This window comes from Pseudomyxococcus flavus (assembly GCF_050038885.1).
In the GTDB taxonomy this organism is placed as follows: Bacteria; Myxococcota; Myxococcia; order Myxococcales; family Myxococcaceae; genus Myxococcus; species Myxococcus flavus.
Genome location: NZ_CP143624.1, coordinates 7,947,718 through 7,969,538 on the forward strand (window position 1 = coordinate 7,947,718; position 21,821 = coordinate 7,969,538).

The 21,821-nt window shown below is 69.4% G+C and carries 17 protein-coding genes; 14 read left to right on the forward strand and 3 right to left on the reverse strand.

Annotated features, from left to right (window positions below; genetic code table 11):
- The first annotated feature begins 15 nt into the window (after nucleotides 1-15).
- The 6 genes from VZL07_RS33290 to menE all read left to right on the forward strand — a co-directional run bounded on the left by VZL07_RS33290 (nucleotide 16) and on the right by menE (nucleotide 7,538).
- Nucleotides 16-1,326, forward strand: coding sequence for an isochorismate synthase (locus VZL07_RS33290; RefSeq protein WP_426751976.1), 1,311 nt, complete (start codon nucleotides 16-18; stop codon nucleotides 1,324-1,326).
- A complete protein-coding gene (gene menD, locus VZL07_RS33295) occupies nucleotides 1,310-3,079 on the forward strand; it encodes a 2-succinyl-5-enolpyruvyl-6-hydroxy-3-cyclohexene-1-carboxylic-acid synthase (RefSeq protein WP_426751977.1) in 1,770 nt (589 codons plus the stop codon). The genes VZL07_RS33290 and menD overlap by 17 nt, the downstream gene beginning before the upstream one ends.
- Nucleotides 3,070-3,927, forward strand: a complete 858-nt coding sequence (gene menH, locus VZL07_RS33300; protein ID WP_426751978.1) for a 2-succinyl-6-hydroxy-2,4-cyclohexadiene-1-carboxylate synthase — start codon at nucleotides 3,070-3,072, stop codon at nucleotides 3,925-3,927. The genes menD and menH overlap by 10 nt, the downstream gene beginning before the upstream one ends.
- Entirely contained in the window at nucleotides 3,924-4,847 is a 924-nt protein-coding gene (locus VZL07_RS33305; protein WP_426751979.1) for a 1,4-dihydroxy-2-naphthoate polyprenyltransferase, read from the forward strand. The genes menH and VZL07_RS33305 overlap by 4 nt, the downstream gene beginning before the upstream one ends.
- A gap of 9 nt (nucleotides 4,848-4,856) precedes the next feature.
- Nucleotides 4,857-6,017: an o-succinylbenzoate synthase gene (gene menC / locus VZL07_RS33310; protein WP_426751980.1), complete on the forward strand. Its 1,161-nt coding sequence runs from the start codon at nucleotides 4,857-4,859 to the stop codon at nucleotides 6,015-6,017.
- Nucleotides 6,018-6,089: 72 nt separating this feature from the next.
- Nucleotides 6,090-7,538 (forward strand): o-succinylbenzoate--CoA ligase, encoded by a 1,449-nt coding sequence (menE, locus tag VZL07_RS33315; RefSeq protein ID WP_426751981.1) that lies wholly within the window; start codon nucleotides 6,090-6,092, stop codon nucleotides 7,536-7,538.
- Nucleotides 7,539-7,569: 31 nt separating this feature from the next.
- On the opposite strand, the gene VZL07_RS33320 is transcribed toward menE, so the two are convergent.
- Nucleotides 7,570-7,782 carry a hypothetical protein gene (locus VZL07_RS33320; RefSeq protein WP_426751982.1) on the reverse strand — a complete coding sequence of 71 codons (213 nt, stop codon included), beginning with the start codon at nucleotides 7,780-7,782 and terminating at the stop codon, nucleotides 7,570-7,572.
- Nucleotides 7,783-8,346: 564 nt separating this feature from the next.
- On the opposite strand from VZL07_RS33320, the gene VZL07_RS33325 reads away from it, so the two are divergent.
- Nucleotides 8,347-9,972, forward strand: coding sequence for a bifunctional 3-(3-hydroxy-phenyl)propionate/3-hydroxycinnamic acid hydroxylase (locus tag VZL07_RS33325; RefSeq protein ID WP_426751983.1), 1,626 nt, complete (start codon nucleotides 8,347-8,349; stop codon nucleotides 9,970-9,972).
- A 78-nt stretch (nucleotides 9,973-10,050) separates the two neighbouring features.
- On the opposite strand, the gene VZL07_RS33330 is transcribed toward VZL07_RS33325, so the two are convergent.
- Nucleotides 10,051-10,794, reverse strand: a complete 744-nt coding sequence (locus VZL07_RS33330) for a hypothetical protein (protein ID WP_426751984.1) — start codon at nucleotides 10,792-10,794, stop codon at nucleotides 10,051-10,053.
- 7 nt (nucleotides 10,795-10,801) lie between these two features.
- On the reverse strand, nucleotides 10,802-12,952 hold the full coding sequence (locus tag VZL07_RS33335; protein WP_426751985.1) for a hypothetical protein: 2,151 nt from the start codon (nucleotides 12,950-12,952) through the stop codon (nucleotides 10,802-10,804).
- A gap of 394 nt (nucleotides 12,953-13,346) precedes the next feature.
- On the opposite strand from VZL07_RS33335, the gene VZL07_RS33340 reads away from it, so the two are divergent.
- The 7 genes from VZL07_RS33340 to sucD all read left to right on the forward strand — a co-directional run bounded on the left by VZL07_RS33340 (nucleotide 13,347) and on the right by sucD (nucleotide 21,807).
- Nucleotides 13,347-13,910 (forward strand): sensor histidine kinase, encoded by a 564-nt coding sequence (locus tag VZL07_RS33340; RefSeq protein WP_426751986.1) that lies wholly within the window; start codon nucleotides 13,347-13,349, stop codon nucleotides 13,908-13,910.
- Nucleotides 13,911-14,182: 272 nt separating this feature from the next.
- Nucleotides 14,183-15,481, forward strand: coding sequence for an NADP-dependent isocitrate dehydrogenase (gene icd, locus VZL07_RS33345; RefSeq protein WP_426751987.1), 1,299 nt, complete (start codon nucleotides 14,183-14,185; stop codon nucleotides 15,479-15,481).
- Nucleotides 15,482-15,514: 33 nt separating this feature from the next.
- On the forward strand, nucleotides 15,515-16,459 hold the full coding sequence (gene mdh, locus VZL07_RS33350; protein WP_426751988.1) for a malate dehydrogenase: 945 nt from the start codon (nucleotides 15,515-15,517) through the stop codon (nucleotides 16,457-16,459).
- A gap of 222 nt (nucleotides 16,460-16,681) precedes the next feature.
- A complete protein-coding gene (gene sdhA, locus VZL07_RS33355) occupies nucleotides 16,682-18,556 on the forward strand; it encodes a succinate dehydrogenase flavoprotein subunit (protein WP_426757424.1) in 1,875 nt (624 codons plus the stop codon).
- Nucleotides 18,557-18,633: 77 nt separating this feature from the next.
- Entirely contained in the window at nucleotides 18,634-19,443 is an 810-nt protein-coding gene (gene sdhB / locus VZL07_RS33360) for a succinate dehydrogenase iron-sulfur subunit (protein WP_426751989.1), read from the forward strand.
- Between the two features lie 273 nt (nucleotides 19,444-19,716).
- The gene (gene sucC / locus VZL07_RS33365; RefSeq protein WP_426751990.1) at nucleotides 19,717-20,877 is read left to right on the forward strand and encodes an ADP-forming succinate--CoA ligase subunit beta; all 1,161 of its coding nucleotides are present in this window, start codon (nucleotides 19,717-19,719) and stop codon (nucleotides 20,875-20,877) included.
- Nucleotides 20,878-20,907: 30 nt separating this feature from the next.
- Nucleotides 20,908-21,807 (forward strand): succinate--CoA ligase subunit alpha, encoded by a 900-nt coding sequence (gene sucD, locus VZL07_RS33370; protein ID WP_426751991.1) that lies wholly within the window; start codon nucleotides 20,908-20,910, stop codon nucleotides 21,805-21,807.
- Nucleotides 21,808-21,821: the final 14 nt, after the last annotated feature.

A 21,821-nucleotide genomic window follows, 5' to 3' on the forward strand; every position in this document is an offset into this window, starting at 1 on the left:
CGATGAGGAACGCTGATGAAGACGCTCAAACCCGTTGAGAGCCAGCGCTGGGTGGCAGGAATGACGCCCCTGGCGGTGGTGGATCCGCTCGCGGGTGCGGACGTGCTGGGCGTTCCAACCCTCTATTGGGAGCGCCCGCTGGCACAGGAAGCGGCGGCGGGGTGGGGCGAGGCGGCGGTGGTCGAGGCGCACGACGCTTCCGACATCCCGGAGGTGCTGGCCTCGCTGGGCCGCGTGCCGGTGCGCTGGCTGGGCGAGGCCCCGGCGTCGATGCCGGGCCCCTGGTTCGGTGGCATCCGCTTCGGAGCGTCCGGCACGGTGGACGCGGCGTGGGCCTCGCACGGCGTGACGCGCTGGACGCTGCCCGAGGTGCTGGTGTTCCGCTCGGGGCGCGGCGTGTGCGCGGTGGCGTTCGCCGAGGAAGGTCGCGGCGGTGAGGACGTGGTCCGCTCGCGGCTGGAGCGCGTGCGCGCCTGCTTCCCGGAGACGTACCGGCATGCGCGGGGCGAGCCAGTGGCGCTGGAGTTGCGCGCGTCGCGGCCGGACTTCGAGGCCCGGGTGCAGCGGGCGCTGGACGCGATTGCCTCCGGCCATCTCCAGAAGGTGGTGCTGGCGCGCCCCCTGGACGCGGAGGGGCCCGCGCCCTTCGACGTGGTGGACGTGCTGGCGCGGCTGAGAGAGCAGAACCCGCGCTGCGCCACCTTCCACTTCCGGGCGCCGGACGGGACGTGCTTCCTGGGGGCGACGCCGGAGACGCTGTGCCGCGTGGACGGGCAGGTGCTGGAGACGGAGGCCCTCGCGGGCACCGCCGCGCCCGGGCAGGCGGACGGGCTGCGCGGACAGGACAAGGACGTGCGCGAGCACCAGTCGGTGGTGCGCTACCTCGTCGCGGCGCTGAAGCCGCTGGCGGAGCAGGTGACCTCGGACCCCGAGCCCGCGCTGCTGACGCTGAAGAACGTGGTGCACCTGCGGACGGGCTTTCGCGCGGAGCTTCGCCCGGGCGTGACGCCGGCGCAGGTGGTGGCCGCGCTGCATCCCACGCCGGCCGTGGGCGGGACGCCGCGTGAGCGCGCGCTGTCCTTCCTGGTGGAGCACGAGGGGCTGGACCGCGGGTGGTATGCGGGGCCGGTGGGCTGGGTGGGGCCGGAGCGTGCGCACCTGATGGTGGCGCTGCGTTCGGCGCGGGTGAAGGGCGCGACGGCGCGGCTGTTCGTCGGGGTGGGGCTGGTGGCTGGCTCCAATGCCGATTCGGAGTGGCGGGAGACGGAGATGAAGAGCCTGGCCATGTTGCGGGCGCTGGGAGGCGGGGATGTCGTCCGACGCTAACCTCAACGTGCTGTGGGCGCGCGCGTTGCTGGAGGAGCTCGTGCGCGGCGGGGTCCGGCACGCGGTGGTGTGCCCGGGTTCGCGCTCGTCGCCGCTCGCGCTGGCGTGTGCCGGGGCGGAGGGTCTTCGCACCTGGTCCGTCATCGATGAGCGCAGCGCGGGCTTCTTCGCCCTGGGGCTCGCGAAGCAGTCGCGCGCCCCGGCCGTGGTGGTGGCGACCAGCGGCACGGCGGGCGCGCACTTCTATCCGGCGGTCATCGAGGCCGCGCTGTCCCACGTCCCCCTGGTGGTGCTGACGGCGGACCGTCCCCTGGAGCTCCAGGGGTGGGGGGCGCCGCAGACGGTGTCGCAGGCGCGCTTCTTTGGAGAGCACGCCCGGTTCTTCGCGGACCTCGGCCTGCCCGAGGCGCACGAGGCCGCGCTGATGCACATGCGCGCCACCGTCGCGCGCGCCGTCGTCAGTGCATGGCGCGCGCCCCGGGGCGCCGTGCAGCTCAACGTGCCCTTCCGCGAGCCGCTGGCGCCGGTGGCGGAGTCCTTCGCCGAGGCTGCTTTGAGCCCGCTGGCGAAGTCGGGGCGCCCGGGTGCGCCGCTCACGCGCATCGTGCCGCCCGCGCCGGTGCCGGACGCGGCCATCCTGGACGAGGTGCGGCGGTGCATCGCCGAGACGTCGCGCGGGGTCATCGTCTGCGGCCCGCGCGACGAGGCGGACGGCTTCGCGGAGGCCATCAGCGCGCTGTCGCAGGCAACGGGCTATCCCGTGCTGGCCGAGTCCACGTCCCAGGCCCGCTATGGTGGAGGGCCGCTCACCGTGTCGTACTACGACGCGCTGCTGCGCCACGCCCCCTTCGCGAGGGCCCACCGACCGGAGCTGGTGCTGCGCTTCGGGGGCGGGCTGACGCCCAAGGTGCCGCAGCAGTGGTTGGACGGCTCCGGCGCGGACATCGTGCTCTTCAGTGATGGGGGCGCGCTCTTCGACCCGGCGCACCGCGCGGCGACGGTGGTGGAGGGCTCGGCGGTGGCGGCGTGCGAGGCGCTGTCGCGAGGACTCGCGCGCGGCGCGGGGCCGTGGGCGCGCAGCTTCCTGGCCGCCGAGCAGCGGGTCCGCACGGCGCTGGAGGCCGCGTTCGCGGAGCAGCCCGACACGCTCTCCGAGCCGCGCATCGCCCGTGAGGTGGTGGCGGCGCTCCCCACCGGGGCGCTGCTCTTCGTGTCCAGCAGCATGCCCATCCGCGACGTGGACGCGTTCGCCCCGGCGGGTGCCGTGCCGCTGCGCGTCCTGGCCAACCGCGGGGCCAACGGCATCGACGGCATCGTGTCCAGTGCGCTGGGCATGGCCGCGGCGGTGGGGCGGCCCGCGGTGCTGCTCACCGGCGACCTGGCGTTGCTGCACGACGTGGGGGCCTTCGTCACCGCTGCGCGCGCCCGGGTGCCGCTGACGGTGGTGGCGGTGAACAACGACGGCGGCGGCATCTTCTCGTTCCTGCCCATTGCCCAGGCAGCGCCGCGTGACGCGTTCGAGACGCTCTTCGGCACGCCGCACGGCGTGGACCTGTCCCACGCGGCAGCGCTGGGCGGCGCACGGTTCCACCGGCCAGGGACGCCCACGGCGCTCCGGACCGCGGTGCGCGAGGGCCTGGAAGGCGGGCTCCACCTGGTGGAGGTGCGCGTGGACCGCGATGCGAACGTGGATGAGCACCGGCGGCTGTTTGCTCGAATGACCGCTTCCCTGGGAGATGGACCATGGGCGTGAAGCTGGCTTACGAGATGTGGGGTGAGGGTTCCCGTCCGCTCGTGCTGCTGCACGGCTTCACCGGGAGCCGCAGGGCCTTCGACGGGCTGCGCCCGCTGCTGGGACGCGATGTGCGCGCGGTGGCGGTGGACCTGCCGGGCCACGGTGCCACGCCGTTGCCGGACGCGAAGGGGCGTGACGGCTTCCTGGAGACGGTCGACGCGCTCGTGTCGCTGGTGGACTCGCTGGACCTGGGGCCCGTGGACCTGCTGGGCTATTCGCAGGGCGCTCGCGTGGCGCTGGCCGCGGCCGTGCGTGCGCCGGACCGCTTCGGCCGGCTCATCATGGAGAGTGGTTCTCCAGGACTGCACCGGCGTCAGGAGCGCGCGGCGCGACGCGACGCGGACGGGCAGCTGGCGGCGTTCATCCGCTCGCGAGGTGTGGACGCCTTCGTGGACCGCTGGGAGCAGCTGCCGCTGTTCGAAGGGCTGCGGCGGCTTCCGCAGGCGCGCAAGGACACCCTGCGGGCCCTGCGCCGCGCATGCACGCCGGAGGGGCTCGCGGGGGCTCTCGAGTGCCTGGGCCTGGGCGTCCAGCCGGACTTCTGGCCGGCGCTCCATGCCCAGCGGCTGCCCACGCTCCTGCTGACGGGCGCCGAGGACGCGAAGTTCACGCAGATTGCCCGGCGCATGGCCATGGAACTGCCGGTCGTGTGGCGCCATGCCTTCGAGGGCTGCGGCCACGCGCCCCACCTGGAGGCCCCGGAAGCGTACGCCCGCGAGGTCCTGGGCTTCCTCCAGACGCCCTGGTACGAGGCCCCGCAGTTCGACAGCCCCACGGTGGCGGGTGAGGGAAGGGTGACGTCGTGAGCACCTCGGTTCCGGCGCAGGGCCCGCTCCCGGTGAAGCCTCGTCCCGGGGTGAAGCACTGGGTGATGGCGGCGCGGCCCAAGACGCTGACGGCGGCGCTGGTGCCGGTGGCGGTGGGCACGGGACTGGCGTTCGGTCTGGGCGTGGGCCGGTGGCTGCCCGCGCTGGCGGCGCTGCTGGGCGCGGTGCTCATCCAGATCGGCACCAACTTCATCAACGACTATTACGACTTCAAGAAGGGCGCGGACACGCACGAGCGGCTCGGGCCCCAGCGTGTGACGCAGAGCGGCCTCATCGCTCCGGGCACGGTGCTGGCGGGCGCTGGCGTGTGCTTCGCGCTGGCCACGGCCGTGGGGCTCTATCTGGTGATGGTGGGCGGCTGGCCCATCATCGCCATCGGCCTGGCGTCGCTGCTGTGCGGCTATGCGTACACGGGAGGCCCGTTCCCCCTGGGCTACAACGGCCTCGGTGACGTGTTCGTCTTCATCTTCTTCGGCCTGGTGGCGGTGACGGGCACCTACTACGTGCAGGCGGGGACGGTGGACCCGGCGGCGTGGTGGGCCGCGGTGCCGGTGGGGGCCAGCGGCACCATGCTCATCGTCGTCAACAACCTGCGCGACGTGACGACGGACGTGAAGGCGGGCAAGCGGACCCTGGCCGTGCGCTTCGGCACCGGCATGGGGAAGGCGGAGTACGTGCTCCTGCTGGTGCTCTCCTATGCCACGCCCTTCGCGATGTTCGCGCTGCAGCTCGCCAGTCCCTGGGTCTTCCTGTGCCTGCTGAGCCTGCCGCTGGCGGTGCCGCCACTGAAAAGGGTGCTGAAAGAGGAGGGCGCGGCGCTGAATCCGGCCCTGGGCGCCACGGCGCGGCTGCAACTCGTGTTCGGGATGCTGTTCGCCCTGGGCCTCTACCTGAGATGATGTGAGTCCATGCGCATTGCCCAGGTTTCGCTCATCCCCCACCGTTTGGAGCTGCGTCAGCCCCTGAAGACGTCCCAGGGGGCGCACACGGTCCGCGAAGGCTTCATCGTCCGGGTGGTGGACGAGGACGGCCGCGAGGGCCTGGGTGAGGCCATGCCACTGCCCGCCTTCGGGACGGAGTCGCTCGCCGACTGTGGCGTGACGCTGAACGCGTGGCTGTCCGAGCTGAAGGGGCAGTTCCTGGGCGATTCGGTGCGGGCCATCGAGGACACGCTGTCACCGTTTCCTCCAGCGGTGGCGCGAGGCGAGGGGGTGCGCATCCGCGCTCGGCAGACGACCCCGCAGGGGCCCATGCCCGCCGCGGAGCACGCGCTGGAGCTGGCGCTGCTGGACCTGCTCGCGCAGCGCCAGGGCGTTCCCCTGTGCTGGCTGCTCGCGGAGGAGGCGCGGACGGAGGTGTCGGTGAATGCCCTGCTGGGCGCCGACAGCACCGAGGCGCTGGCGGAGGAGGCCCGCCAGGCCGTGGCGGAAGGCTTCGGGACGCTGAAGCTGAAGGTCGCCGGCCGCTCCCTGGATGACGACGAGGCCCGCGTGAAGGCCGTGCGCGAGGCGGTGGGGCCGGACGTGAGGCTCCGCCTGGATGCGAATGGCGGCTGGTCCGAGCCGGACGCCAAGCGCGCCCTGGATCGACTCGGCTGGTACAACCTGGAGCTGATTGAGCAGCCCACGCCGCCGGAGGACCTGGGCGCGCTGTGGCGGGTCCAGCGCCGCGCGCCGTGCGTGGTGGCCGCGGACGAGTCGCTGAGTTCACCAGAGGCGCTGCGCGCGTTGTTGACGGTGGACCCGCTCCTGGGCGGAGGTCCGGCGGTGGGGGCCGTGGTGCTCAAGCCGATGGTGCTGGGAGGGCTGCTTCCTTGCCTCGTGGTCGCGATGCGTGCGGCGCGCCTGGGCATGCAGGCCTATGTCACCAGCTCCATCGATGGCGTGGTCGCTCGGGCCGGCGCGGCGCATCTGGCCGCGGCGCTACCGTCCGGCGCGCTGGCGTCCGGGCTCGCGGTGGGGCGCCTGCTGGCAAAGGAGCCCGAGGAGCACCCGTACCGCCCTCAGCAGGGCGTCATTCGCCTTTCGAGTGTGCCCGGCCTCGGGCTGAATGCCCGGGCCCTGGTGTGACGAAGACGAAGGCGCGGGCCTCGCTCACCTTCGTACAGGGCCGCGGCTGGACGCCGCGTCCGAGGTGATGCAATGCCAGTCCTGTCGTGTCCCATTCGTGAAGGCGCCCGGAGCCATCCGGACGCGGAGGCGCTGACGTTCGGCGGCCGTGCCTGGTCCTACGCCGAATTGGATACGGACGTGGCCCGGTGGGTCGCCGCGCTCGAAGCCCACGGCATTGGCGCCGGGGACCGGGTCGTCTCGCTGGCCACGAACCACGCGGCCTCCGTGTTCCTTTTCTGGGCGCTGGGTCGGCTGGGCGCGGTGCTCGTTCCGCTCAATGCCCGCCTCACGGCCGCCGAGCTGGCGCCGATGCTGGAGGACATTCGTCCCAGCCTGACGCTGGCGATGGAGCCGCTCCTGCCGCGTCTTCCGGGGGCGAGATTGCTTGAGTCCTTCGCGGATGCCGCGGCCATGGGCTCCGCCACGTGCCGTCCTCTGGAGACGACATCCCCCCGGGTGGTGCTCTTCACCAGCGGCACGACGGGCAGGCCGAAGGGCGCGGTGCTGACGGAGGGGAACTTCCGCGCCTCGACCCGCGGCTCCGCGGCCAACCTGGGCGCGCACGCTGCGCCGCGCTGGCTGGGCACGCTGCCCCTCTTCCACGTGGGGGGCATCGCGATGCTCACCCGGACCGCGTACGAAGGGGGCTGCCTCATCCTCCACGAGCGGTTCGATGCGGACGCGGTGAACCGGGCCATCGACACGGAGGGCGCCTCCCACGCGAGCCTCGTCGCCACCACGCTGGAGCGGGTGCTGGAGGCCCGGGGTGACCGGCCAATGCCACCCTCCTTCGCGTTCGCGTTGATTGGAGGTGGCCCGGTGCCGGTGCCGCTCCTGGCCCGGGCGAGGGCCGCCGGCCTGCGGGCCCTCCAGACCTACGGGCTCACGGAGGCCTGCTCCCAGGTGACGACCGAGCGCCCGGACGAAGCGGATGGCCGCACGGCGGGCGCGCCGCTGCCGGGCACCGAAGTCCGAATCGTCGGTGCGGATGGGGACGTCTGCGGCCCCGGGGTCGAAGGTGACATCGAGGTGCGCTCGCCCACGGTGATGGCGGGGTACTGGCAGCGGCCCGAGGCCACACGGGAGGCGCTGCGGGACGGCTGGCTGCGCACGAAGGACGTGGGCGTGCTGGATGTGCGAGGGCGACTCACCGTGCTCTCGCGCCGCACGGACCTCATCGTGCGAGGTGGGGAGAACATCTACCCGGCGGAAATCGAGGCGGTGCTGCTCAACCACCCCGCAGTGCAGGAGGCCGCGGTGGTGGGCTTCCCGGACGACCGCTGGGGCGAGACACCCGTGGCCTTCGTCGTCCGGCGCCCGGGGCAGGAACAGCCCGGCGCGGAAGTGCTGGACGCGTGGAGCCGACAGTCGCTTGCGGGCTTCAAGGTGCCCGCACGCTTCGTCTGGCTGGACGCGCTACCCCGCAATGCCATGGGCAAGGTGGAGCGGACGGTGCTGCGGAAGCACGTCCTCCGCTGACCTCCGCCGCCACCTCGCCCTGGCGGGTGTCTCAGCTCTCGGAGACGGGGTGGCCCCAGGGGTTGGTGCGGGGGAACTGCCGGAGCACGGTGCTCAGCCGGCACGTCGCCGACACCGTGGCGCCAGCGCCAGGCCTGTGGTGGGCCGCGGCCCGCTGATGGTCAGAGGCTCCCAGCCGGGCCGCCTGCATCGACAGTTGCTGTTCCACCTCCGGGGACCAGCGAGAGAACTCGAGCCATTCCATGTGCGTGCTCCTTCGCGCCGCAGTGTTCGGGTGCATCCGACCGCTTCAAATCGGGAAAAGCACGACGCCGTGCGTCGGAGCGGCGCGTCACTGGGGATTTCCCGACACGGGTCGCCGTCACAACGCCGGGAGTTGGTCGCCATCTTTCAAATCGACTGCGGCCTGTCGGAGACCTGAAGGGTCGCCTGCCCTGCGAGGTGGGGCGCGCAATTCCTGCGCTGTCAGGGGAGGCGTGGACAGTCCTGCGCCAGCCCCGCGCGTGGTCCTGGGGCATTGCTGATACGGCTGCAACCTTTCAATCTCAAGGTCAAAACTCAGACATGCAAGGAATTTCACCTCATGCGTTGAAGAGTTGAAGAGACAACGCAAGGGAGGGTTGTGAATGACGCCAGCTCCCGAGGGGAGCGGGGCATTCCAGGACCCGTGAGTAATTCTCGTCCGCGCTGCGCCGGGGCAGCCAGGAATTTCCTGTGACTCATTCCTTGCGAGAGGATTGAACGGTTGTTTTGATATTGAGACGCCACAAAGGCAGCTCAGCACGTGTGCTCACAGCGAGAGGGATGGATGGCTCCGGAATCCGTTGATGTCATCATCGTGGGTTGTGGTCCGGTCGGAGCGATGGCCGCGAACCTCCTGGGGCAGCAGGGGGCTCGGACGCTGGTGGTGGAGCGGGAAGCCACGCCCCATGGCCAGTCGCGCGCCTTCAGCCTGGATGACGAGGGCCAGCGCATCTTCCAGTCGGCGGGTCTGGCGGGGAATCTCGGCCCGGGCTTCTTCCCCTGCAAGCGGCTGCAGTACCTGGATGACTCGCTCCGCTCGCTGGCGGAGGTGGACTTCCTCGGGCTGGACCGGCCCTTCGGCTATGTCCCGGCGGCCTTCTTCGAGCAGCCTCGCATGGAGGCGGCGCTGCGGCAGGGGATGAAGCGCTATCCGCACGTGGACCTGTGGCTCGGCCACGAGGTGGAGTCCTTCGTCCAGGACGAAGAGGGCATCACCGTTCGCGTGACGAGCCTGCGGGAGGAGCGCGCGGTCAACGTGCGGGCGCGTTACCTGCTCGCCTGCGACGGCTCGCACAGCTCCATCCGCCGGCGGCTGGGCCTGAAGCTGGAGGGGACCACGGCGCTGGAGCACTCGCTGGCCATCAACCTGAAGACGGCCTCGCCCGAGCCGGAGATTGCCAGCTACCTGTGCGGGCCCGTGCGGCGGGGGTTCATCGCGAGGACCTCCGCCACGGAAATCCGGATGGACATCATCCTGGAGCCGGATGCGGACCTGAAGGCGGCGCGCGAGATGGACAACGTGCGGCGCATCATCAGCTACTACGTGGACCCGGCGGCGGTGGAGGTCGACGCGGTGAAGATCTTCTCGTACCACAGCCGTATGTCCGAGAAGTGGCGGGTGGGGCGGGTGTTCCTCCTGGGGGATGCGGCCCACCTGATGCCGCCGTTCCTGGGGCAGGGCCTGTGCGCGGGCCTGCGGGACGCGGCGAACCTGTCCTGGAAGCTGGGGCGGGTGCTCGCGGGCGCGGCGGACGCGGACCTGCTCGACAGCTACGAGGAAGAGCGGCGCGGCCACGTGGCGGAGATCATCCGCGGCTCGGACGCCATGGGTCGGGTGATGATGTCGGGAGGGCGGGTGGCGGCCCGCGCGCGCAACGCGCTGATCCAGATCCTCTACCGGCTGCCGGTGACGGGGGACTTCATCCGTCAGTACAAGGTGAAGCCGCAGATGCCACTGCGTCGTGGCTTCATGCTGGGGGCCCGCCGCGAGAAGGGGGATGTGCCCGAGGGCTCCTACTTCCCGCAGCCCCGGGTGGAAGGCCCGGACGGTGGACCCGCGCTGCTGGATGACTGCCTGGGCGAGGGCTTCGTGGTGCTCACGCGGCCCGGTGCGTCCCAGGATACGCAGCGTGATGCCCAGGCGCTGGTGGACGAGCTGGGCGCACGGTGGCTGCGGGTGTCCCCCGCCGCGCGAGCGGGGGACGGCAGACCGGACGCGGTGGTGGACCTGGAAGGCCGACTGGGGGCGTGGTTCTCCCAGTACGCGGCCGACCTGGTGGTGCTCCGCCCGGACCGCTACGTGTTCGGTGTCTCCGGTGGCGGGAAGCGGGGCCACCTCCTGGGCTCGCTGAAGGGCCGCATCCGTCCTCAGGCGCGTCGCAAGGGCACTGAGGTCCGGCGGGCGGGCTGAAGCGGCGCGCGCGGAGGTGTCTGGATGGGAATGCGGGCGCCCGGGCCGGGGCGCCTTGCAACGTTGCGACGGTGCGACTCAGGCCGCGGCGGCCTGGACCAGCTTGCCGGCGCGATCCACGCAGTCACCGAGGAAGCGCAGGTAGATGTCGAGCGCGTCCGCGCCCGTCTTCGCGATGATGGGCGCCTTGTCCGGCACCTGCGACAGGAGCTTGCCCAGCATCACCTCGTTGAGCGCGGTGTGGCCCACGTCGATCTCGGTGTGCTCCTTCAGGAAGGACATGCCCTCGAGGATCTCCTCGCCACAGACGCGCTTGGCCTGCTCGAGCAGCGGGGGGCCGATGATGGTGGACAGGCTCTCGATTTCGTACTCGATGGCCACCTGCGCCGCCGGCATCTCCCCGACGATGGTGTTCTCGTGGATGTCCCGGTACTCCTTCATCGCCTGCGTCGGCGGCTGGGCCATCAGCTCCTCGGCGTTCAGCTTGGGATTGCGGCGCTCGTTCCACCGGGCCACCAGGTGCTTGGTGTCTTCCACCATCATCAGGTGGTGGCCGGCCTCGTGCTTGGCGTGGGCGATGAGCTTCTGGCCCACGTCGTCCAGGCCCACCTTGACGGTGGCCTCGCCGGCGCGGCGAATCCAGCCATCCACCGGCTCCGTCATGTAGACGCCCAGGGAGTTCCAGGTGATGAGGAACGCCTCGAAGAGCGCGGGGTCGGCCTTCTCGTCCAGCAGCGCCTTCAGCTTGGGGTCCGTCTTGATGCGCTCACGGACCGCGGTCACGTGATGGGTGTACAGCTCCTCCACGAGTTGCTTGCTCATGTTCGTGTTACCCCTGGCGAGTATTGGGCGCGTTACGACGCCCGATGGAGACTTCACTGATGTGTTCGAGATAGTCGGGGATCAGCTTCGCGGAGATGATCCACAGGTACGGGTCCGGCCCCGCGTGGATGCCGGCTTCCTGTACGTACTGCCCGCCCTCGTCCTCACAGAGGAAGTGGAACGAGCGGCGGCGGCGGGCGGCGTACCAACGGCGGGCCGCATCCACCAAGGCGACGTAGGTCGACGGCCCCGCGTCGCTCAGGGGGAACAGCCGTGCCATGTCGAGCAGGCTGTAGAGATTGATGCCCTGCTGGCCCAGCTCCAGGACCGCGGCGGCCACGGCCACGCCGTTGCGGCGCGCGACCAGAACCTCGCGCTCACGCTCCAGGCCGAAGCTGTTCCACTGGTTGCGGACGGCGCGCATGTCGATGCGCTCGCGCGAGAAGTCGAGCGCCTCCACGTAGCAGCCGGGGCGCGTGCGGGCGATGTACGTCGTGAGCAGCGTCAGCTCGGCGGACGTGGCGGGGCCAATGGAGATGCCCTCGTGCAAGCGGCCCGTCATCTCGGACGTGTACACGTCCATCATGTGGACTTGGCGCGAGTAGGCCAGGTCCGGGTCGAGGGCCATGTACCGCTCGGCGTAGCGGACGTGCGCCCGTGAAATCCAGGGGTTGAGCCCCTCCGCATAGGCCACGAACCAGCGGAAGTCCGTGTCGCTCTGCGGGTGCTCGAAGCAGCGGACGTACAGGTCGTGCATGATGCGGCCCGGCTCCAGCCCCTTGACGGCGGGCTTGCCCGGGCGCTTCGCCACCTGGTGGATGAGCCAGGAGTGCTGGTACGACTTCATCGAGGACAGCGTCGCCTCGGGGCCGCGCTCCGACGGCCACACGGCCTGGCAGAAGAGCTGCGGAATCTCCGCGGCCCGCTTCGCCATGTGGGCGAAGTCCTGCTTGAGCTGCTCGAACGCCTCGGCGCCCTTGCCCGCCAGGCTGAAGAAGCCGGAGAGCGTGAAGACATCCCAGAGTCCCTCGAGCTGCTGGTCGGTGGTGCAGGTGTTCGGGTTGGCCGTCTGGGAGATGTAGCGGACCCAGCGCGCCTCATCAGAGGAGTAGGGCGCCACGCTCAGGCCACACAGCACCGTGCCGTCCGCGCGCACGCCGGTGACGTAGCGGATCTCCCCGCGCAGGCTGATGGCCTGGCCGTCCGGGGTGTGGATCTCGAGCAGGGGCGGCAGCAGGCCCGGGAACAGCAGGTCCTCGGGGCGGCAGCGGATGCACAGGCCGGAGAAGGACAGGTCCACCACCGAGCGCTCCATCTCGCCCAGCTCCCGCCACAGCGGGTGGTGGAAGGTGACGCGCACGCCCTCGGGGGCCGGGATGCGGCGGTGCCAGCGGTGGCGGATGCGGAAGAGCACGTCCGGCATGCGCGTGGTCAGCCGCTGCCCGTCCGTCGTGCCCACCTCCAGCTTCATGCGGTGCGCGCTGTTGTGGCCGATGACGTCGATGTCGTAGGGACCCTCTCCCCAGTCCACGTCCGGGTCCTCGGCGTGCCACTCCAGGTGACGCGACTCCGGCGTGAGCCGCTGGAGGACGACGCGGATGGTCCGGCCCATGCGGCGCAGCACACCCTTGTTGCCGCCGGTGCTGATGGCCATGAGGATGGCGCGGATGCGCTCGGCCTCGTCGATGGTGTCCTGCACCGGAAGGACGGAGGCCGCGGGCTCCGCCACGCCCCGCTTCAGCGCGTCCGCCAGGAGCGACAGAATCTGCCGGCCCTGCTCCAGGGAGACGCTCACCAGCTGCAGCCCCACGGGGGCGCCAGCCGTCTCCGCGTCCGTCCGGATGAAGGCGCCGTGGATGGGCCCCAGCGTCACGCCACACCCCTTCAGATAGACGGGCAGGGTGCGCTGCTCGGAGGCCTCCACCTGCCCCTGGGGCATCACCCACACCACCGTGGGGCTCAGCCGCGTCACCACGCCGATGACGCCGTCCGGCGTCCCGACGGCGCAGGTGATGGCGTCCGCGCCCGTCCCATGGAGGGAGTAGCCCGAATCGTCCAGCGCCGCCTCGGCGGGCGGAAGCGGAATCACGTTGAACAGCGCGTCACGACTGCGGAACTCAACCGACCGGCGGTCGGAAGGCGGGTTTCCCCCTTCCATGACAAGGCGCCCCCTTCTCCGGTGCTGAGGAACGCTCGATGCAGTCGTCGAAATGGCAAGCACAGTAGCTCCTCCCTGCTCCAGCGGGCCTGCGTTAGGCGGCGAATCGCTATAGGTCCGCATCATACGGATTCCGGAGGAACAGTCAAATCGGATTTGTGCAGTCAGGCTGTTTTCTGGCTGGCGGAATTGACGTCCGTGGGTCGCAGATGACAGCAGCCCGTTTCCAACTCTCGCGAAGCGATGCTCCGAACACGCACTTCCACGGTCAGAATGTCGCGCGGCTGTAATGTCATAAGTCTGGCAGCGTGTGCGGACTTTCTCGTAGTGAAATGGAGATCGTCAGATACGGCCGTTACAGTTCTTTCCGTACAGCCAGCGGGAGGTGAGCGGGATGAGCGCTGTCGTGAACGCCGTGGGAGGAGCAACGACTTCGGAGCAGCGTCAGGCTCCGCTTCCGGAGCGCACGGCGGGGTTGGCGCTGGTGGACGTGCCGGACGTCTTCCGGGTGGACGTGGCGGACGTCGTTGCCAGTGCGGTGGAGCTGCTCTCGGCGACGCGGCGCCTGCGTGGAGTCCAGGTCTCACTGGAGCTGCCGGAGGATCCGGTTCCCGCCCACGTCAGCCACCGGCGGCTTCAGCAAGTGGTGTTGCTGCTTGTTGCACACGCGGCGGACGCGGTGGATGGGCAGGGCGCTCGCGTGGTGGTGGATTCCGCGGATGACTTCGGCGACCTGCCGCCGCGCTTCCAGGTCCAGACCCCGGGTGTGCAGCTCTCGGCGCGGGAGCTCCAGGCCGTCTCGCTGTCGCCCATGCTGGTGGGGCCGCTGCACCGCAAGCTGGCGCGGGCCCGCGAGCTGACGGAGGCCATCGGCGGGACGCTGACAGTGGCGAGCGACGCGGCGCGGGGCCTCACCGTCACGGTGGAGTTGCCCGCACCGGGCATGTCGAGCTGGTGACGCCGACGGGCACGCGGGCCCGTGAATGATCCGTCAGGGTGGAAGGAGAGGGCGGGCCCCCGGGCCTGGCCCTCTTTTTTCGTTCGGGCGCCCGGAATGCCGGCGCCATGTGCCCTGCGCGCGCCCGGGCGGGCCGTTATTCCGCGCCTGGCCGCTGGCTCCGATAAGTCGTTCCACCTGAGCGTGTGGCCAAACTCCTTGACGTCCCGAAGCGGGTTCTCGACTATCCCGCGCCGATTCTTACACGGTCACACCTTCTCAGGAGTCATTCCATGGCGCCCCCGTCGTCCGGAGAGAAGATCTCCCTGCAGAGCGGCAAGCTGTCCGTCCCGGACAACCCGATCATCCCCTACATCGAGGGCGATGGCACCGGCCGCGACATCTGGCGTGCGTCCCAGGCGGTGTTCGATGCAGCGGTGGAGAAGGCCTACAAGGGCAAGAAGAAGATCGCCTGGTACGAGGTGCTGGCCGGCGAGAAGTCCTTCAAGCAGGTCAACAACTGGCTTCCCGACGAGACGGTCGAGGCCTTCCGCACCTACCTGGTCGGCATCAAGGGCCCCCTGACGACGCCGGTGGGCGGCGGCATCCGCTCGCTGAACGTGGCGCTGCGCCAGCTCCTGGACCTGTACGTCTGCCTGCGCCCCGTGCGCTACTTCAAGGGCGTGCCCAGCCCCGTGAAGACGCCGGAGAAGGTCGACATGACCATCTTCCGTGAGAACACGGAGGACATCTACGCCGGCATCGAGTTCGAGGCGGGCACGCCCGCGGCGGAGAAGTTCCTGGGCCTGCTGAAGCAGGAGTTCCCGAAGGAGTTCGGGAAGATCCGCTTCCCCTCCAACGTGGGCCTGGGCGTGAAGCCGGTGTCGCTGGAGGGCAGCGGCCGGCTGATCCGCGCCGCCATCCAGTACGCCGTGGACCACAAGCGCAAGAGCGTCACGCTGGTCCACAAGGGCAACATCATGAAGTTCACCGAGGGCGCCTTCCGCAAGTGGGGCTACGAGCTGGCGGCCAGGGAGTTCGGTGACAAGGTCTACACCTGGGACCAGTGGGAGGCCACCAAGGCCGCCAAGGGCGAGGACGCCGCCAACGCCGAGCAGAAGGCCGCGCTGGCCGCCGGGAAGATCCTGATCAAGGACTCCATCGCGGACATCACCCTGCAGCAGGTCCTCACCCGTCCGGACGAGTTCGACGTCATCGCCACGCTGAACCTCAACGGTGACTACCTGTCGGACGCGCTGGCGGCGCAGGTGGGCGGCATCGGCATCGCGCCGGGCGGCAACATCAACTACGTCACCGGCCACGCCGTGTTCGAGGCCACGCACGGCACCGCGCCGAAGTACGCGGATCAGGACAAGGTGAACCCGGGTTCGGTCATCCTCTCCGGTGAGATGATGTTCCGGCACCTGGGCTGGCACGAGGCGGCGGACCTGATGATCCAGGGCATGGACCGCGCGATTGCCAGCAAGACGGTGACCTACGACTTCGCCCGCCTGATGAAGCAGGAGGGGCAGAGCGGGGTGACCGAGGTGAAGTGCTCCGAGTTCGGGCAGGCCATCATCAAGAACATGTAGTCCCCTGACGGGGACCCAAGGAGAAGCGAATCCATGGCTCAGAATGGCAAGAAGAAGATCAGCCTCATCGGCGGCGGTCAGATCGGCGGCAACCTGGCGCTGCTCGCCGTGCAGAAGTCGCTCGGTGACGTGGTGCTCTTCGACATCCCGGCGGCCGAGGGCCTGGTCAAGGGCAAGGCGCTGGACATCAACCAGCTGTCCGCGGTCGACGGCTATGACTGCCGCGTGACGGGCTCCACGGATTGGAAGGACGTGGCGGGCTCGGACGTGATCATCATCACGGCCGGCGTGCCGCGGAAGCCGGGCATGTCCCGCGAGGACCTGCTCGACATCAACCTGAAGATCATGAAGGACGTGGCGGGCAACATCAAGCAGCACGCCCCCAACGCCTTCGTCATCAACGTGGCCAACCCGCTGGACGCGATGGTGTACGCGCTCCACAAGATCTCCGGGCTGCCCAAGCACATGGTGGCGGGCATGGCCGGCGTGCTGGACACCAGCCGCTTCAAGTGCTTCGTCGCCGAGGCGCTGGGCTCCTCCATCCGCGACGTGGAGGCCCTGGTGCTGGGCGGCCACGGCGACGACATGGTCCCGCTCGTCCGCCACAGCACGGTGGGCGGCGTGCCATTGACGGAGCTGATCGCCAAGGACAAGCTGGACGCCATCATCCAGCGCACCCGGAACGGCGGCGCGGAGCTGGTGGGCCTGTACAAGACGGGCAGCGCCTACTTCGGCCCCGCGGCCTCCGCCATCGCCATGGCGGAGAGCTACCTGCTGGACCGCAAGCGCGTCCTGCCGGCCGCGGCCCTGCTGGAGGGCCAGTACGGCATCAACGGCTACTTCTTCGGCGTCCCCGTGCAGATCGGCGCGGGCGGCGTGGAGAAGGTCATCACCGTCGAGCTGAACGACGGTGAGAAGGCCGAGCTGGAGAAGTCCTTCCAGTCGGTCAAGAAGACGGTCGACTCCGTCAAGCTGTAGTCGCTGGACAGCCACATGTGGCCCGCTGGGGAAACCCGGCGGGCCCTGTGCCTGATGCTGTGGATGACGCGGGCTAATTGCCCCGGACGCCATCGTTGCAGCGCGTTTTCACCAAGTTAACTACCCTGTAGAACTCGCACGGGATGTCCGGGCCCTGGCGCGCCACCTGGCGGGCCGGCTCACGGGAGCAGTGTCCGGCGTCCGGCAGTCAAGGAGACGATGATGGCAGCAGCAGCGCGGTTCACGGTGGTGGGCGGCGGTCTCGCCGGGCTGATGACGACAATCAAGCTCGCGGAGGCGGGTCACCAGGTGGATGTGCTCTCGCTCGTCCCGGTGAAGCGTTCCCACTCGGTTTGTGCCCAGGGCGGCATCAACGGCGCGGTGAACACCAAGGGCGAGGGTGACCACCCGGACATCCACGTGAAGGACACGCTGCGCGGCGGCGACTTCCTCGCGGAGCAGGTGTCCGTGAAGGGCATGTGCTACGCCGCGCCCGGCATCATCTACCTGCTGGACCGCATGGGCGTGACGTTCAACCGCACGCCGGAAGGTCTGCTCGACTTCCGCCGGTTCGGCGGCACGCTGCACCACCGCACGGCCTTCGCCGGCGCCACCACCGGCCAGCAGTTGCTGTACGCGCTGGACGAGCAGGTGCGCCGCTACGAGGCCGAGGGCAAGGTCACCAAGTACGAGTACTGGGAGTGGCTCGGCACGGTGAAGGACGACACCGGGCGCTGCATCGGCAGCGTGGCGGTCGACCTGCGCACCATGGAGATCCGCACCTTCCCGGCCGAGGCCGTCTGCCTGGCCACGGGTGGTCCGGGTATCGTCTTCGGGCGCTCCACCAACTCCATCATCAACACCGGCACCGCCGCGGGCCGCGCCTACATGGAGGGCGCCCTCTACGCCAACGGCGAGTTCATCCAGGTGCACCCGACCTCCATCCCGGGTGAGGACAAGCTGCGCCTGATGAGCGAGTCCGTCCGCGGCGAGGGCGGCCGCGTGTGGGTGCCGCGCAAGAAGGGCGACACGCGTGCTCCCCAGCAGATTCCGGAGAGCGAGCGCTGGTACTTCCTCGAGGAGAAGTACCCCAAGTACAAGAACCTGGTGCCCCGCGACGTGGCCACGCGCGAGATCTTCATGGTCTGCCGCGACCTGGGCATGGGCATCAACGGGCGTGACGGCGTGTACCTGGACGTCACGCACATCCCGGCCAAGACGCTCGACGCCAAGATCAAGGGCGTGATGGAGATCTACGAGAAGTTCGTGGGAGACGACCCGCGCGTCACGCCGATGGTCATCTTCCCGGGCATGCACTACTCCATGGGCGGCCTGTACGTGCAGTTCGAGCCGAACAAGGAGAACACCCCGCTGGAGGGCAGCCCGAAGAACCAGTCCACCACCATCCCCGGCCTCTACGCCGCGGGCGAGGCGGACTACGCCTTCCACGGCGCGAACCGCCTGGGCGCCAACTCGCTCCTATCGTGCATCTACTCGGGCATGATCGGTGGCCCGGCCATGGCGTCCTTCGCCAAGAGCCAGTCCACCAGCGCGGCGGCGATGCCGGAGAAGCACTTCCAGGCGGCGAAGCAGTACTGGCAGGACCGGTTCAACGGCATCCTGAAGATGAACGGCACGGAGAACCCGTACGCGCTCGCCAAGGAGCTGGGCGAGACGATGACGGAGAACTGCACCGTCGTCCGCTACAACGACCGCCTGAAGAAGACGATCGAGAAGATCCGCGAGCTCAAGGAGCGCTGGAAGAACGTCAACGTGCTGGACACGGGCAACGTGGCCAACCGCGCGCTGTCGTACACCAACCAGCTGTGGAACATGTTCGAGCTGGGCGAGGTCATCGCCACCAGCGCGCTGCTGCGCGACGAGAGCCGCGGCGCCCACTACAAGCCGGACTTCTCGCTGCCCGAGCCCAAGACGAAGGACCCGACGCAGGATCCGGAGTGGATGAGCCTGTGGAAGCAGCGCCACGAGAAGTGGGCCAAGACGACCATCGCGACGTACAGCGAGGCCGGTCCGAAGATCCACTACGAGCCCATCCCCACGCCCGTGCTGGACCCCGAGCCGCGCTGGTACGCCTGAGTCGGGAACGAATCTGGCGGCGCCACGCCGTATCACGGCGCCGCCTCAACTGATTTGGAAGTGAAGGGTCGAGCGACATGGACACTGCACAGGCATCCGCTGTCACCACCAAGACGGTCACCTTCCGCATCTGGCGGCAGGACGACCCGGCGAAGCCAGGCCACTTCGATGAGTTCAAGGTCCCCTATGTGAAGGGCGCCAACGTCATCTCGTGCCTGATGGAGATTCAGCGCAACCCCGTCACCGTGGAGGGCAAGAAGGTGGCCCCGGTGATCTGGGACGCCGCCTGCCTCGAGGAGGTCTGCGGCAGCTGCGCCATGAACATCAATGGTCGCGTGCGCATGGCCTGCTCGGCGCTGATCGACAAGCTGGAGCAGCCGATCACGCTCGAGCCCATGAGCAAGTTCCCCGTGGTGCGTGACCTCACGGTGAACCGCGACCGCATGTTCGACGCGCTCAAGCGCATCAAGGGCTGGGTGCCCGTCGACGGCACGCACAACCTGGGCCCCGGCCCGCGCCAGTCCCCCAAGGACCAGTCGGTGATGTACGTGCTGTCCACGTGCATCACCTGCGGCAGCTGCCTGGAGGCGTGCCCCCAGGTGACGCAGGAGAACGACTTCGTCGGCGCGGCGGCCATCAGCCAGGCCCGCCTGTTCAACATGAACCCCACGGGCAAGCTGAACTCCGAGGAGCGCGTGCGCGCGCTCATGGGGCCCGGCGGCGTGCAGGACTGCGGCAAGGCGCAGAACTGCGTAAAGGTCTGCCCGAAGGAGATTCCGCTCGTCACGTCCATCGCGGTGATGAACCGCGAGGTGACGAAGCTGACCATCAAGGACATCTTCTTCGCCGACGAGACCAAGCAGGGCCACGGCGGCGGCCCGGGGTAGGGCGGTCCGTCACGTTCGTGTTTCGAGCGGCCCCGGGCCGGCGCCCACGTCGGGTGTCGGGCGGGGCCGCGGCCGTTTGAATGTCCGTGAAGAGTTCCGCCGTGAAGGCAGGCTCATCTTCGCGGACATTCCTGATTATTTGTTGTGCACCCCGTCGGACGGTGCGGGTCTCTCGGGGTCAAACGGTCTTGCACTCCGTCGCTTTCTGCGCAATGAGGGCCCCGCGCTGACGCCTCTGTTCAGGCTGTCTCCCTCGTCTCCACCGGAGCCTCGATGAAGATCCACGAGTACCAGGGCAAGGAAATCTTCCGGAAGTACGGCGTGCCCACGCCGAAGGGCATCCTCGCTCTTTCTCCCAACGAAGCGGAGGCCGCGGCGAAGGAGCTCGGCACCTCCGTGGTCGTCGTGAAGGCCCAGATCCACGCGGGCGGTCGCGGCAAGGGCGGCGGCGTGAAGCTGGCCAAGAGCCCCGCGGAAGCCAAGGAGCTGGCCAAGCAGATGCTTGGCATGAAGCTCAAGACCATCCAGACCGGGCCGGAAGGCCAGACGGTCCACAAGGTCTACATCGAAGAGGGTCTCGCCATCGGCCAGGAGCTGTACCTGGGCGTGACGCTGGACCGCGCCACCAGCCGCATCACCTTCATGGCCTCCCGCGAGGGCGGCGTGGAGATTGAAGAGGTGGCGGAGAAGCACCCGGAGAAGATCCTCAAGGAGTCGGTGGATCCGGCCGTGGGCTTCCAGGACTTCCAGGGCCGCAAGCTGGCCTTCGGGCTGGGCCTGACGGGCCCGACGGTGAACAAGTTCGTGCACTTCTGCACGTCGCTGTACCGGATGTTCATCGAGACGGACGCCTCGCTGGTGGAGATCAACCCGCTGGTCATCCTGAAGGATGGCGGCGTGGTGGCGCTCGACGCGAAGGTGAACTTCGACGAGAACGCGCTCTACCGGCACAAGGACCTGCTGGAGTACCGCGACCTGGCCGAGGAGGAGCCGCGTGAGATCCAGGCCAAGGAGTGGGACCTGGCCTACATCGCGCTGGACGGCAACATCGGCTGCATGGTGAACGGCGCCGGTCTCGCCATGGCCACCATGGACACCATCAAGCTGGTGGGTGGCAACCCGGCCAACTTCCTGGACGTGGGCGGCGGCGCGAACAAGGAGAAGGTCACCGCGGCCTTCAAGCTCATCCTGGCGGACCCGGCCGTGAAGGCGGTGCTGGTCAACATCTTCGGCGGCATCATGAAGTGCGACGTCATCGCCGAGGGCATCATCGCCGCGGCGAAGGAGGTCCAGCTCAAGGTGCCGCTCGTGGTCCGGCTGGAAGGCACCAACGTGGAGAAGGGCAAGGAGCTGCTGAGCAACTCCGGCCTCGCCATCACCCCGGCGGACAACCTGCGTCAGGCGGCGGAGAAGGCCGTCGCCGCGGTGAAGTAGTCCCGCGCACTCTTTTCCGGAAAGAACGCCATGGCCATTCTCGTCAACGAAAACACGAAGGTCCTCTGCCAGGGCATCACCGGCTCGGCGGGTTCGTTCCACGCGAAGCAGATGCTCGAGTACGGCACGAAGCTCGTCGCCGGTGTGACTCCGGGCAAGGGCGGCACCACGTTCGAGGGCAAGGTCCCCGTGTTCAACTCGGTGGCCGAGGCGGTGAAGGAGACGGGCGCGAACACGTCCGTCGTCTTCGTGCCGCCTCCCTTCGCCGCCGACTCCATCATGGAGGCCGCCGACGCGGGCGTGTCCCTCATCATCGCCATCACCGAGGGCATCCCCGTCCTCGACATGGTGCGCGCCAAGCGCTACCTGCAGGACAAGCCGGGCGTCCGGCTCGTCGGCCCCAACTGCCCGGGCGTCATCACCCCCGGCGCGCAGTGCAAGATCGGCATCATGCCGGGCCACATCCACAAGCCGGGCCGCATCGGCGTGGTGTCCCGCTCCGGCACGCTGACCTACGAGGCCGTGCACCAGCTCACCCAGCTGGGCCTGGGCCAGTCCACCGCCGTGGGCATCGGCGGTGACCCGGTCAACGGCACGGACTTCGTGGACGTGCTCAAGCTCTTCAACGCGGACCCGGACACCGACGCCGTCATCATGATTGGCGAAATCGGCGGTGACGCCGAGGAGAAGGGCGCGGCGTACGTGGCGAGCGAGTTCACCAAGCCCATCGCCGGCTTCATCGCGGGCCAGTCCGCGCCCCCGGGCAAGCGCATGGGCCACGCCGGCGCCATCATCTCCGGCGGCAAGGGCACGGCCACCGAGAAGATCAAGGCCATGGAGGCCGCGGGCATCCTGATGGCCGCCAGCCCCGCCGAGCTAGGCACCACCCTTCAGGAGGCCCTCAAGCGGGGCGCTCCGAAGAAGCGCTAAACCCCAACGGAAAC